Source organism: Pseudomonas sp. UBA6310 (genome assembly GCF_002438225.1).
GTDB lineage: Bacteria > Pseudomonadota > Gammaproteobacteria > Pseudomonadales > Pseudomonadaceae > Pseudomonas_O > Pseudomonas_O kuykendallii.
Genome location: NZ_DJTK01000017.1, coordinates 1 through 13,268 on the forward strand (window position 1 = coordinate 1; position 13,268 = coordinate 13,268).

The window sequence follows — 13,268 nt, forward strand, 5'->3', positions numbered from 1 at the left end:
CGACCGGCGCGCTGCGCACGGCGGCGGTAGCCGCGGCGCGGGGAGCACGACTCGGCGCGGCGGGCGCACTCGGAGCGGCCGCGGCGCTGGCCACGTATGACGATTCCGGGGGGTCAAGCAGCAGGGTGTACTCGCGAAGCAGTGTGCCGCCCGGGCGCGCCACCTCGACGATGAAATTCAGATAGGGCTCGCGCACCGGCTGGGTGGACACCACCCGCACCACGCTGCTCTTGCCGCGCACGACCGGAGTGAAACGCAGATCGTTGAGGAAGAACGGCCGGTCCACGCCGGACTGGTCGAAGGCGCTCTGGCTGGCGAGGCGTACCTTGATCTCGTCGCGGGTCAGGTCGCCCACGTCGAGCAGTTCGATTTCGGCGCTCAGCGGCTGATTGAGCGCGGACTGCAGATTGATGTCCCCGAGGCCCAGTGCGGGAACCAGCCCTGAATAAAGCGCCGATCCCGATACAAGGGTCAGCACCAAGAGCTGGTGAACTCTAGCCATGTTTCCTCCCGGTGGTCCGGCTCGATCCGGAGCCTGTTCTTGAAATGCGCGACATCGACGAAACATGCACAGTGAGGCAGATCCAATTAACCCGGAAAATCATCCAGATACCCAGTACGGGATGCTAGTCGAAGAATACGTGAGCCACGCAGTATAGCGGCACTATGCCAGCACATCCGAGCACTCCATTCCGTTTATCGTCAGAAAAGCGCCTTTCTCGAGGGCTCTACGACGGACGACCGTCATATTGTCTGGCGCCGCAACGCGATACAACGGCAATGGGCAGGAAACTCGGCGCCAGGCGCCCGGCGGCGATCGCCGGTAACCGCCAACGTCAGGGGTTCTGCAGATTGGCGAGGATGTGCGAGTGGACCTGCTGGCAGCGTTGCAGGTCTTCAGGATCAATGCCCTGGAACAGTTCGCGACGCAGTTGCGAGGAGATCGCCTCGATCCGCTCGATCAGGGGCTTGGCTTCCGGGCTGAGGGCGATCTTCTTGGCCCGGCGGTCTTCGGGAACCGCGAGGCGACGCACCAGGCCCTGGGCTTCGAGGCTGTCGAGCAGTCGCGCCAGCGTCGGACCCTCGACCCCTACGCTCTGCGCCAGCTCGCGCTGGGTCGGCTGCTCGGCGAAGCGCCCGAGGTGCAGCAGCACCAGCCAGCGCGCCTGGGAGAGGCCAAGCCCGGCGAGTCGGCGGTCGAGCTCGCCACGCCAGGCGCGCGACAGCTGCGATACCTGCATGGCGAAGCGGTTATGATCGTATTCGGACATGGCGCCTGTACCATAAAACTAATAATTAGCGAGCTAACCATAGCACTGGGGCGGGCGGCAAGTCCGCAGATGGTCGCGCCCGCTGCCAAGCGGCGGATTTCCCTGGGATTTTAGGTTTCCGAAGATTACCGGGCGGGGTTCAGGCCTGGAATTCCGCCTGCAGCGCCGCACGTACGCAGTGCAGCACACCCTCGTTGACCCGGCCGCGGAACTGCTCGGCCAGCTCGGCCACCGGCGGCAGCTCGCCCTCGCCATCGAGGAACGCGTCCTGGACTTCGCCCAACAGTTCTTCCGGCAGGTCCAGGGCCTGTTCCAGCGACAGCTGCTGCCCAGCGATGGCTTCGGCGAGCAGCGCGTAGACGTTCTTTTCCGTGCACTTGAGCTGGCTGGCGACCTGCGACGGCGTCATTCCGGCCCGCACCAGGCTGATCAGTTCGTGACGCAGATCGACAGGACTACCGGCCGCCTCGGCCTTGCCGCCGAGCACGTCGAGGAAGGCCTCGCCGTAGCGCTCCAGCTTGCGCGCGCCGACGCCGCTGACGCGCCCCATGGCGCTGAGCGTGGTCGGCATGCTGCGCAGCATCTCCAGCAGCGTGGCATCGGGGAAGATCACGTAAGGCGGCACGCCGTGCTCCTCGGCGAGCTTGCGGCGCAGCGCGCGCAGGGCTTCCCAGGTGTCGCGCTCGTGGCTCTGCACCAGTTGGCTGGCCGCGCTGGAGGTGGACTTGGGCGCCTTGGTGGTGAGGTCGCGCCGCAGCTCCAGCGTCACTTCGCCGCGCAACAGCGGCCGGCAGCTCTCGCTCAGGCGCAGACCGCCGTAGCCTTCCAGATCGATATCGACGAGGCCGCGGGCGACCAGTTGGCGGAACAAGGTGCGCCATTCGCTCTCGCTGCGCGCCTTGCCGACACCGAACACCGACAGGTGCTGATGGCCCGGCCCGCGGATTTTCTCGTTGTCGCGACCGAGCAGGATGTCGACCAGATGACCGACCCCGTAGCGCTGGCCGCTGCGGTAGATCGCCGACAGCGCCTGGCGCGCCGGCTCGGTGGCGTCCCAGGTCTGCACGCCGTCGACGCAGTTGTCGCAGTGGCCGCAGGGCGCGGGCAATTCTTCGTCGAAATAGGCCAGCAGCGTCTGCCGGCGGCAGCGGGTTTCCTCGCAGAGGGCGAGCATCGCGTCCAGCTTGTGCTGCTCGACGCGCTTGTGGCGCTCGTCGCCCTCGGAGTTGGCGAGCATCTGCTTGAGGAACACCACGTCCTGCAGCCCGTAGGCCATCCAGGCGTCCGCCGGCAGGCCGTCACGACCGGCGCGGCCGGTTTCCTGGTAATAGGATTCCAGCGATTTCGGTAGATCGAGGTGGGCGACGAAACGCACGTTGGGCTTGTCGATGCCCATGCCGAAGGCGATCGTCGCGACCATGATCAGGCCTTCCTCGTTGAGGAAGCGCCTCTGGTGATAGGCCCGCAGTTCGCTGGGCAGGCCGGCGTGATACGGCAGCGCCGGGAAGCCCTGCTCGGCGAGGAAGGCGGCGACCTCCTCGACCTTCTTGCGCGACAGGCAATAGACGATGCCGGCATCGCCACGGCGCTCGGCGAGGAACGCCAGCAACTGCTTGCGCGGCTGCTCCTTGGGGACGATGCGGTAGAAGATGTTCGGCCGGTCGAAGCTCGACAGGTAGCGCTCGGCGTCTTCCAGATGCAGGCGCTGGACGATTTCCTCGCGGGTGCGCTTGTCCGCCGTGGCGGTCAGCGCCAGGCGCGGCACCTTGGGGAAGAGTTCGGCGAGCTGCCCCAGCTGCAGGTATTCGGGGCGGAAATCGTGGCCCCACTGCGACACGCAATGCGCCTCGTCGATGCCGAACAGGGCGATGTCGAGCCGTTGCAGGAAGGCCAGCATGCGCGGCTGCACCAGGCGCTCGGGCGCCAGGTAGAGCATCTTGATCTCGCCGCGGCGGATGCGCTCGGCGATCAGCCGCTGCTCGTCGTTGCTCAGCGTCGAGTTCAGCGCCACCGCGGCCACGCCGAGTTCGTCGAGGGTCGCGACTTGGTCATCCATCAGGGCGATCAGCGGCGAAACGATCACCGCCAGACCGTCGCGCAACAGCGCCGGCACCTGGTAGCAGAGCGACTTGCCGCCGCCGGTGGGCATCAGCACCAGGGCGTCGCCACCTTGCGCCACGCGCTCGATTATCGCCGCCTGATTGCCGCGGAAGGCGTCGTAGCCGAAAACGTCTTTGAGGATGCGCAGGGCCTGGTCGAGCATGCCGGTCTCCGAAGGAAGGCGCGCATTATAAGCGCAAACAAACGCCATACCGGCCGCCGCGCGCATGGCGGATGAGCGGTACAGGTCGATCTCGCGGCGCGCCGCAGTTTTCCCTGAGTCCTGCGCGCAGGCTTTGCTAGAATCCAGCGCTGATCTCTTCCCCAGGTACCCCACGATGTCCTTCGCCGAGCAACTGTCCCGCCTGCAAGCCTTTCTCGATGCCGACGAACTGCACGAGGAGGCCCTGGACTACGTGGCCGCCCACGGTTACCTGACTGCCCTCTCCATCTGCCCGCAGCCGGTTCCGGAGCGCGAGTGGATCGATGCGCTGTTCGCCGAGCCGCCGCACTACCGCGATGACGCCGAGCGCGCGGAAATCGAGGAAAGCCTCATCCAGCTCAAGGCGCTGATCGCCCGCCAGTTGGCCAGCGACGAGGACATGGAGCTGCCCTGCGAGCTCGACCTCGGCGAAACCCCCGACGACTCCGACCTGCGCGGCTGGTGCATCGGCTTCATGGAAGGCGTGTTCCTGCGCGAATCGGTGTGGTTCGAAGACGCCGAAGACGAAGTCAGCGAGCTGCTGCTGCCGATCATGGTCGGTTCGGGGCTGTTCGACGAACAACCCGAGTTCGACGAGATCGCCGCCGACCCTGACCTCGTCGACAGCATGGTCGAGCAGATCCCCGAGCTGCTCACCGCGCTTTACCTGCTGTGCCAGGCCCCGGAAGAAAAACCCGCGTTGCTCAAGCCGCGCCACTGAGCCAAGCCCGGGCATGCCCGCTCGCGAATTCGCCCCGAGCCGCAACCCCTGGGTGCGCTACGGGCTGCTCGGCATTGGCTGGACGAGCGTGGCGCTCGGGGTCATCGGCATCTTCCTGCCGGTGCTGCCGACCACGCCGTTCCTGCTGCTCGCCGCGGCCTGCTTCGCACGCAGTTCGAGGCGTTTCTACGAATGGCTGGTGGATCATCCGCGGCTCGGCCCGTGGATTCGCGACTACCTCGACGGCGAAGGCATCCCGCTCAAGGGCAAGGTCTACGCCATCGGCCTGATGTGGGCGAGCATCGCCCTCTCCTGCTACCTGGTGCCGCTGTTCTGGGCGCGCGCCTTCATGCTCACCAGCGCGGTGTGCGTGAGCCTCTACATCCTCAAACAGAAAACCCGACCGCCGCGCTGACCTGTCAGGGCACGTGGTTGCGCCGGTAGGTCTCCTCGCCCATCGCTTCGATCTGACCGTCGATCAGCCGCTCGAACGGGCGCAGCAGGGCGTCGAAGCTCGCCGGGGATTCGAGCAGGTTGAGCGCCGCCACCACCGCCTCGAGGGTCGACAGCGCACCCGCGGCCGGCGCCTTGCGCACCCGGTAGCGCGAGGTCATCCCGTCCGGCAGGGCGAGGCGCGGCAGGGCCGCCAGCGCAGGATTCAGGTGAAGCAGCTTGCGCGCCTTGCGCCAGGTGCCGTCCGGTACCACCAGCAGCAGCGGGCGGGAATCTTCGCGCGGGATACCGGCGCTCAGCACCTCGGCGTCAGCGCCGGGAAACAGCAGGCAGGGTCGGTGGCCGGGATCGTCCAGACGCCCCTGCAGGTCCTCGAAACGCTCGCCGACCAGCAGCTCGGCGTTCTGCAGTCCCAGCGCAGCCAGGCGCGCGGTGTTCAGCGCGTGCCCGGATTCGCTCGGGTGCTGCAGCAGCAACACGCGGCAACGGCTCGGCAACGACGGAATGAGCGCGCACAGGCAGTGGCTCAGCGGGCGGATGCAGCGGGGACAATGCGGACGGGACATCGGCGTTCTGGCGAGAGTGGAGCGGCGGCGCAGTCTGCCATAGATGCGCCGCCAGGAGGCCTCAGCGAGCGAAACGCTCGGCCAGGCCGTGCAGGTAGCCGGCCATCTGTTCCAGCTCCTGGCAGATCGCCGCGCCCTGCTGGGCGTGTCCGGCGCTGTTGTCGGAAAGCTGGGCGATGCGCGTGATCTGCCGGTTGATGTCTTCCACCACCAGGCTCTGCTCTTCCGAGGCAGCCGCCATCTGCTGGCTCATTCCGCTGATGCGCGTCACCGCCTGGCTGATGCTGCCCAGCGACTGATGCACCGACTCCACGCTGCCCAGGCTTTCCTGCGACATCGACTCGCCGCGGCTGACGCTGCTCACCGCGCGGTCGGTGCCGGTGCGCAGGGTCGCGATCAACTGATGGATCTGCTCGGTGGACTGCCGCGTACGCGCCGCCAGGGCGCGAACCTCGTCGGCGACCACGGCGAAACCGCGCCCCTGCTCGCCGGCCCGCGCCGCTTCGATGGCCGCGTTGAGCGCCAGCAGGTTGGTCTGTTCGGCGATGGAGGTGATCACGTCGACGACGCTGCCGATGGCGTGCATCGACGACGCCAGCTCGGTCACCGCCTCGCCGATGTCGTTCACCGCCGCCGCCATCTGCTGCATGGTCACGCGGCTGCCACCGGCCAGGGTCTGCCCCTCGCCGGCGATGCGGTCGGCGTCTTCGGCGGCCCGCGCGGTGTCCTGCACGTTGCGCGCGATTTCCTGGATGGTCGCCGCCATCTGGTTGATCGCGGTGGCGGACTGATCGGTCTCGTTGCGCTGCTGCTCCAGCAATTCGGCGCTGGCGCGCGAGGTTTCCGAGGATTGCGCGGCGCGCTGGCGAACCTGCTCGGCGGCGTCCTCCAGGCGGCTCAGGGCGGTCTGCAAGCGCGCCTCCTGGCTGATCAGCGCCATGTCCAGCTCGGCCTGTGCACCCTGCCCGTCGGAATAGGTGAGCGCCACCAGCGGATCGGTGAAGGCTTTCGGGTGATCGCGCAGGGTTTTCCTGATGTCCTCCTGGCGCGTGAACGACAACCAGGTCGCCAGGCCGAGCATGCAGGCGGCCACCAGCCCGGTGAACGCCCAGCCATCGAGCACGCGGTCGAGCCCGATGATTAGCACCGCGGCGAGGATCAGCGGCCAGGAACGCTGCAGTTCGTGGGTGATGCGCGCCACCTGCGAGCGGGCGGGCTTGCCGGCGCGCAGGCGCGCATAGAGGGCGTCGGCGCGGCGCACCTGCTCGCGGGTCGGCAGCGAGCGCACCGACTCGTAGCCGACCATCTTGCCGTCCTCGTAGATCGGCGTGACGTAGGCGTTGACCCAGTAGAAGCTGCCGTTCTTCGAGCGGTTCTTCACCAGCCCCATCCACGGCTTGCCGCTCTGCAGCGAGGCCCACATCAGGCCGAAGACTTCCGGCGGCATATCCGGATGGCGAACCAGGTTGTGCGGCTGCCCGATCAGCTCCTCGTAGCTGTAACCACTGACCCGGACGAACGCGTCATTGCAGTAGGTGATGTGGCTTTGCAGATTGGTGGTGGAGATCAGCCGTTCCTCGCTGGGAAAGGTGATCTCGGTATCAGTGACAGGCAGGTTTTGACGCATTCGGCACATCCCTTCGCAAGGTGGATTCTTTCCGGACAGCTTGTTTCTTTTCATGTCTAGCACAGCAGGGTCGCATGCCGCCAAACCGCACCGCAAAAATAGCCGAATGGGCGCTCGTCGCGCCGACCGCCGGCCCGGTCGCGCCCTGCGCGGGACGAGTGGACGCCGCGTTCGGCTAGACCGGAGGGGCGTTCCCACGGCGCTGTACCGCGATGCGCCCCTGCCCCGCCGGCTGCACGGGCCAACGGGTTGGCTATCCTGATCGGCATGACCAGACTTCCCTGCGCGGCGAAACCTCCGGTGACAGCGAGCCAGGCGCCTGCCGGCAATCGCCCGGGTATCCTTCGCCCCGTCGAGCCGTTCCGCTGCCGCCCTCGATTTCCGCGCAGCGTCACGGCAAGGCATCGTTTTCACCCACGCGTACGTTCGCGACGTAACCGCGGTAACCGCGCTGGACAAGGTGGTACCCAGGTTTCGCCGCGACGTGCGCCAGTCGAGGTACTCGGAATGAACCAGACCACTGCCCCATGGGTCGACCGTTTCGGCGTGCATGACAAGGCGCAGGACTTCCTGCCCGTCACCGAAGGAGAAACACCATGAGCCAGGTATTGGCGTGCATCGATGCTTCCGTATCCGCCCCCTCCGTGGTCGATTACGCGGCCTGGGCGGCACTGCGCCTGAGCGCGCCGCTGACCTTTCTGCATGTCCTCGACGAGCAGCGCTACCCGCGCGGCGATGCCGGCGGCAACCCCGGCCTGGGCGAGCGCGAGGCCCTGCTCAACGAACTCTCCTCGCTGGATGCCCAGCGCAACCGCCTGGCCCTGGAAGACGGCCGCGTGCTTTTGCAGGAGGCCCGCCAGCGGGCCCACTCGGCGGGCGTTCCGATCGCCGAAACCCAGCAGCGCCATGGCGACCTGCTGCACAGCCTGAACGAGATGCAGGGCGACACGCAGTTGCTGGTGATGGGCCGCCAGGGCGAGCGCAGCGGCGGCCACGCGTTGCAGATCGGCAGCCAGCTGGAGAACGTCATCCGCGCCGTGCCGCGCCCGATCCTGGTGGCGCCGAGCACGTTCCGCGTGCCGCGCCGGCTGATGCTCGCCTTCGACGGCAGCGTCACCGCGCGCCAGGCGGTGGCGACGCTGGCCTCCGGGCCGCTCTGCGAAGGCATGCCGATCCACCTGGTGATGATCGGCGCCGACACCGGCGACAACTGGGCGCCGCTGGACAACGCGGCCGCGCGCCTGGCGTCCGCCGGCTATGACGTGCGCCAGGCGATTCGCCACGGCGAGGTCGTCTCCACGCTGCTTGCCTATCAGGAAGAGCACAGCATCGACGTGCTGGTGATGGGCGCCTACGGGCATTCGCGCATCCGCCAGTTCCTCGTCGGCAGCACCACCGGTGCGCTGCTGCGCTCCAGCAGCGGCGCCCTGCTGATCCTGCGCTGAGGACCGCTGGTTCCCGGCGCCGGCGCGCGCCCTCGATCCTGGGTTACCCTTCACGACGCTGCGACCCAAAGACGCAGCGTTGCGGCCCCGCCACGACCGGGAGCCATCGTCGACCCGTCGGCAGCGTCCACCGGCGCGCGCCACCACCAGGGGATGCCCATGAAAATCGCCGTATTCAGCACCCAGCCCTACGACCGACGCTTCCTCGATGAAGCCAATCTGCAGAGCGACCCGAGCAACCCCTTCGAACTCGTCTATCAGGACGCCAGCCTGTCCGCTCGGACCGTGTCGCTGGCCCAGGGTTGCGAGGCGGTGTGCGTGTTCGTCAACGACGTGCTCGACGCCGAGGTGCTCGAAGCGCTCGCCGGCTATGGCGTGCGCGCCGTGCTGCTGCGCTGCGCCGGTTTCAACAACGTCGACCTGCAGGCCGCCCATCGCCTGGGCCTGTTCGTCGCGCGGGTGCCGGCCTACTCGCCGGAAGCCGTCGCCGAACACACCCTGGCGCTGGTGATGACGCTCAACCGGCACACCCACCGCGCCTACAACCGCGTGCGCGAAGGCAACTTCATGCTCGACGGCCTGCTCGGCATCACCCTGCACGGCAAGACCGTCGGCATCGTCGGCACCGGCAAGATCGGCCTCGCCACCGCGCGCATCTTCAAGGGCCTGGGTTGCCGCGTGCTCGGCTACGACCCCTACCCTTCGGCGGATTTCCTGGCCGTCGGCGAGGTCGTCGCGCTGGACGATCTGCTCGGCGCATCCGACATCGTTTCGCTGCACTGCCCGCTGATGGACAGCACGCGGCACATGATCAACCGCGAGAGCATCCGGCAGATGAAACGCGGCGCGATGCTGGTAAACACCTCGCGCGGCGCGCTGATCGACACGCCGGCGGTGATCGCCGCGCTGAAGTCCAGGCAGCTGGGCTCGCTGGCCATCGACGTCTACGAGCAGGAGGCGCAGCTGTTCTTCCACGACCGCTCCGGCGACATCATCGACGACGACGTCTTCCAGCGTCTGATGACCTTCCCCAACGTGCTGGTTACCGGCCACCAGGGCTTCTTCACCGTGGAAGCGCTGCGCGAGATCTCCGCGGTGACGTTGCACAACCTTGGCTGCCTGCGCGACGGCGTCGCCTGCGCCAACATCGTCCCCGCGGTCTAAGGATCCCTCCATGTGGCAACAAACCTACGATCCGCTGGGTAACGCCTACCTGTCCGCGTTGCTGGCCGCCGTGCCGATCCTGTTCTTCCTCTTCGCCCTCACCGTACTCAAGCTCAAGGGACTCAACGCGGCGCTGCTGACCCTGGCGATCTCGCTGGTGGGCACGCTGCTGCTGTTCGGCATGCCGCCGGCATCGATCCTCGCCGCCGCCGCGTTCGGCTTCCTCAGCGGGCTGTGGCCGATCGGCTACATCGTGCTGATGGCCGTGTGGCTGTACAAACTGGCGGTGAAGAGCGGCAAGTTCGAGGTGATCCGCGGCAGCATCGCGACCATCTCCGAGGACCAGCGCGTCCAGGTGATCCTCATCGCCTTCTGCTTCGGCGCCTTCCTCGAAGGGGCCGCCGGTTTCGGCGTGCCGATCGCGATCTGCGCGGCGCTGCTGGTGGAGCTGGGCTTCAATCCGGTCAAGGCGGCCATGCTCTGCCTGCTGGCCAATGCGGCCTCCGGCGCCTACGGCGCGATCGGCATTCCGGTGCTGGTCGGCGCCCAGCAGGGCGGCGTGGCGCTGGCCGACATGTCGCTGATGATGATCGCGATCATCCAGCTCTCCACGCTGTTCGTGCCGACCCTGCTGATCGCCGTGCTCGACGGCTGGCGCGGCGTGCGCGAGACCTGGCCGGTGCTGTTGCTGATCGGCGCGCTGTTCAGCGCGAGCCAGGCGCTGGTGCTGTATTTCCTCGGCCCGGAGCTGGCCGACATCGTGCCGCCGCTGCTGAGCATGGGCACGCTGGCCGCCTTCATGCAGTTCTGGCGACCGCGGCACATCTACCGCGAGGAAGGCGCGCCGCCGTTGTCCTCGCAGCGCTGGGCGCTGCCCGCGGTGATCTCCGCCTGGTCGCCGTTCTACATCCTCACCGCGGTGATCCTGACCTGGAGCCTGCCGCCGTTCAAAGCCCTGTTCGCCGCCGGCGGACCGCTGGCGGCGACGGTGCTGAAGCTGCCGATCCCGTTCCTAGACCTGCGCATCGAGGAGTTGCCACCCATCGTCGCCGCGCCCCATGCGCTGCCGGCGGTATGGAACGTCGCCCTGATCAGCGCGCCGGGCACCGCCATCCTCATCGCGGTGATCCTCACCGCGCTGTTCTCCTCGCGGCTGTCGCTGCGCAGTTCCGTGCATCAGCTGGAGAAGACCGTCAGCGAGCTGTGGCGGCCGATCTGCATGATCTCGCTGATCATGGCGGTGGCCTACATCGCCAACTTCTCCGGCGCTTCGTCGAGCATCGGCCTGAGCGTCGCCGAGAGCGGCAGGGTGTTCCCGCTGATCGCCCCGGCAATCGGCTGGCTCGGCGTGTTCATCACCGGCTCGGTGGTCAACAGCAACACCCTGTTCGCCCACCTGCAGTCGATCACCGCCACGCAGATCGGCACCAGCCAGGCGCTGCTGGTGGCGGCCAACACCTGCGGCGGGGTGATGGGCAAGCTGATCTCGCCGCAATCCATCGCCATCGCCGCCGCGGCGGTGGGCCAGGTGGGCGGCGAGTCGCAGATCATGCGCACCACGCTGGGCTACAGCCTGGCGCTGCTGGGCTACGTGTGCCTGTGGACGCTGGTGCTGTCGCTGCTGCTCTGAGCCAACGCCTCAGAGGCTGTCGCCAAGCGGCGTCGCGCAGCGTGCGTCGACGCTGCTGTGGATGTCGCCCTGGCGCCCGTCGCTGACCAGCACCGCGCGGCGCTGGGCGATGGCGTCGCGCAGGGCGGCGTAGTAGTCCGGTTGCCGCTCCAGGCGCTCGGTGAGCGGCAGCGCCTCGGCGCGCCCGTCAACCACCCCGCCGACGGTACTCGCGGTCGCCAGTGCATCGTAGGTATCGCTGTCGATGCCACCCAGCGGGTCGAGCAGCATGCCCATCACCACGCCCAGGCTGTCGCGGCTGTTGTGGCTGCCGAGCAACGGCAACTCGAGCACCGGGCCGTCGCCCACGCCCCAGACACCGAAGGTCTGGCCGAAATCCGCGCGGTGGTGCGGCATGCCCCAGCGCTCGGCGACGTCGACTATGCCCAGCACGCCGAAGATCGTGTTCACGCCAAAGCGCCCGCAGCGCATCCTCAGCCGCGAGCAGTTGCTCGACCTCGCCCGCGGCCATGCGCACGACGCCATCGACCGCAGCATCGACGTCCAGGTCAGCCGCCTGCGGCGCAAGCTGGAAGCCGACGCCAAGCGTCCGGTGGTGATTCGCACCGTGCGCAACGGCGGCTACCTGTTCATCCCCGCGGTCAGCCGCCTGTGAAGCGCCGGGTACGGCCGCGCGACACCCTCGTTCGCTGGATCGCCCTGACCATCGCCCTGGCGATGCTCGTCTCGCTGGCGCTGAACGCGCTGTTCATCGAGGTCGCCGGGGTCTGGGCGAAGCCGCCGCTGACCCAGACCGGCCTGCTGGAGCAGGTCGCCGGTGTGGTCCGGGTGATCGAGGCCGCGCCGAGCGAACTGCGCCCACGCCTCGCCGACGCGGCTGGCAACCCGCTGTTCGCCGTGGAATGGCAGGCGCGGCGCGACGCCATCGCGACGCCGGCGGCGGACGATCCGGTGTTCCACGACGGCACGCGGACGATGCGGCGCCTGCTCGGCGACCCGCAGCGGCGGGTGGAGGCCTTCGAGCCCGACGACTTCCCCGACGGCAGCAGCGCGCGCCGCTACCTGATGCTGGTACAACTGCAGGACGCCAGCTGGCTGGCCTTCACCACCCCGGCGCGCAGCTGGGGCCTGAACGCCGCCGCCCGCGCGCTGGTGATCATCGGCCTCGCGCTGATCGCCGCGCTGTCGGTCGCGGCAGTCGCCACCCGGCGGCTGGCGACGCCGCTGCTGAGTTTCGCCAAGGCCGCGCGGCGCTTCGGCGGCGACTTCCACGCCCCACCGATCAAGGCCGTCGGCCCGCACGAAATCCGCCAGGCGATCCTCGCCTTCAACGCCATGCAGGCGCAGATCCGCCACTTCGTCGTCGACCGCACGCAGATGCTCGCGGCGATATTGCACGACCTGCGCGCGCCGCTGACGCGGATGCGCCTGCGCCTGCGCCTGCGCCTGCGCGGCGAGTTCATCGACGACCCCGAGCAGCAGCACAAGCTGTTCCGCGACGTCGACGAGATGCAGGCGATGATCAACGCCGCGCTGGATTTCTTCCGCGACGACGCGCGGCTGGAGCAGGCCACGCCGTTCGACCTGTCCGAGCTGCTGCTGACCCTGGTCGACGATTACCGCGACCAGGGCATCGAGGTGGCCTTCTCGGGCCCTTCCGGGCTGGTCTATCGGGGGCGCCCGCTGGGGCTCAAACGCGCCCTGACCAACCTGCTGGAAAACGCGGTGAAGTACGCCCGCGAGCCGAGCATCGATCTCCAGGCGCTGCCGGGATCGTTACTGATCCGTATCGAGGACCGCGGCCCGGGCATTGCCGAGCAGCAACTGGAGGCGGTCTTCGCGCCCTTCTACCGGCTGGAGGCGTCGCGCAACAAGGCCACCGGCGGCGTCGGGGCTTTCCGCGGCGCGGGCGATCATCCGCGAGCACGGCGGCGAGTTGCGCCTGCGCAATCGTCCCGGTGGCGGGCTGCAGGCCTGCGTCGAGCTGCAGGCGTGAGCCGTGGACGACCTCTCACGCAGCCGGTCGATGGATAGCCCGGCGGCCCGACCTCGCGCTGAAGCGAGTTTGCAATGCCGGACAGGTATGCTG

10 protein-coding genes and 4 pseudogenes are annotated in these 13,268 nt (G+C 68.1%); 7 read left to right on the plus strand and 7 right to left on the minus strand.

From position 1 onward, the window contains the following. From B3E91_RS03015 to recQ, 3 genes are all read right to left on the minus strand, one after another. Positions 1–502 (minus strand): type IV pilus assembly protein FimV (locus tag B3E91_RS03015; RefSeq protein WP_414708184.1); only part of this gene is annotated, 502 nt, incomplete at its 3' end. Between the two features lie 334 nt (positions 503–836). Next, positions 837–1,271, minus strand: a complete 435-nt coding sequence (locus tag B3E91_RS03020) for a MarR family transcriptional regulator (protein ID WP_287028312.1) — start codon at positions 1,269–1,271, stop codon at positions 837–839. Positions 1,272–1,410: 139 nt separating this feature from the next. Continuing rightward, entirely contained in the window at positions 1,411–3,534 is a 2,124-nt protein-coding gene (recQ, locus tag B3E91_RS03025) for a DNA helicase RecQ (RefSeq protein WP_287028314.1), read from the minus strand. Between the two features lie 175 nt (positions 3,535–3,709). On the opposite strand from recQ, the gene B3E91_RS03030 reads away from it, so the two are divergent. Continuing rightward, a complete protein-coding gene (locus tag B3E91_RS03030; RefSeq protein WP_273231367.1) occupies positions 3,710–4,294 on the plus strand; it encodes a YecA family protein in 585 nt (194 codons plus the stop codon). A gap of 13 nt (positions 4,295–4,307) precedes the next feature. Further along, positions 4,308–4,709 (plus strand): YbaN family protein, encoded by a 402-nt coding sequence (locus tag B3E91_RS03035; RefSeq protein WP_287028318.1) that lies wholly within the window; start codon positions 4,308–4,310, stop codon positions 4,707–4,709. Between the two features lie 4 nt (positions 4,710–4,713). Here B3E91_RS03035 and B3E91_RS03040 read toward each other — a convergent pair whose 3' ends face one another. From B3E91_RS03040 to B3E91_RS22175, 3 genes and pseudogenes are all read right to left on the minus strand, one after another. Continuing rightward, the gene (locus B3E91_RS03040; protein WP_287028322.1) at positions 4,714–5,313 is read right to left on the minus strand and encodes a tRNA-uridine aminocarboxypropyltransferase; all 600 of its coding nucleotides are present in this window, start codon (positions 5,311–5,313) and stop codon (positions 4,714–4,716) included. Between the two features lie 61 nt (positions 5,314–5,374). Beyond that, a pseudogene (locus tag B3E91_RS22170) lies at positions 5,375–6,355 on the minus strand (methyl-accepting chemotaxis protein); the annotation flags it as partial. 303 nt (positions 6,356–6,658) lie between these two features. Continuing rightward, positions 6,659–7,345: pseudogene (locus tag B3E91_RS22175) on the minus strand (PAS domain-containing protein); the annotation flags it as partial. Positions 7,346–7,536: 191 nt separating this feature from the next. Here B3E91_RS22175 and B3E91_RS03050 point away from each other — a divergent pair. The 3 genes from B3E91_RS03050 to B3E91_RS03060 all read left to right on the plus strand — a co-directional run bounded on the left by B3E91_RS03050 (position 7,537) and on the right by B3E91_RS03060 (position 11,179). Continuing rightward, positions 7,537–8,385: a universal stress protein gene (locus B3E91_RS03050; RefSeq protein WP_287028327.1), complete on the plus strand. Its 849-nt coding sequence runs from the start codon at positions 7,537–7,539 to the stop codon at positions 8,383–8,385. A 159-nt stretch (positions 8,386–8,544) separates the two neighbouring features. Continuing rightward, positions 8,545–9,549: a 2-hydroxyacid dehydrogenase gene (locus B3E91_RS03055; protein WP_287028330.1), complete on the plus strand. Its 1,005-nt coding sequence runs from the start codon at positions 8,545–8,547 to the stop codon at positions 9,547–9,549. Positions 9,550–9,559: 10 nt separating this feature from the next. Further along, the gene (locus tag B3E91_RS03060; RefSeq protein ID WP_287028332.1) at positions 9,560–11,179 is read left to right on the plus strand and encodes a lactate permease LctP family transporter; all 1,620 of its coding nucleotides are present in this window, start codon (positions 9,560–9,562) and stop codon (positions 11,177–11,179) included. 9 nt (positions 11,180–11,188) lie between these two features. Here B3E91_RS03060 and B3E91_RS03065 read toward each other — a convergent pair whose 3' ends face one another. After that, the gene (locus B3E91_RS03065) at positions 11,189–11,629 is read right to left on the minus strand and encodes an MlaA family lipoprotein (RefSeq protein ID WP_287028335.1); all 441 of its coding nucleotides are present in this window, start codon (positions 11,627–11,629) and stop codon (positions 11,189–11,191) included. Positions 11,630–11,633: 4 nt separating this feature from the next. Between B3E91_RS03065 and B3E91_RS03070 the strand changes: the two are divergent. Together B3E91_RS03070 and B3E91_RS03075 are read left to right on the plus strand one after the other, a co-directional pair. Next, a pseudogene (locus tag B3E91_RS03070) lies at positions 11,634–11,834 on the plus strand (winged helix-turn-helix domain-containing protein); the annotation flags it as partial. Between the two features lie 62 nt (positions 11,835–11,896). After that, positions 11,897–13,175 (plus strand): annotated as a pseudogene (locus tag B3E91_RS03075) (HAMP domain-containing sensor histidine kinase). Positions 13,176–13,268: the final 93 nt, after the last annotated feature.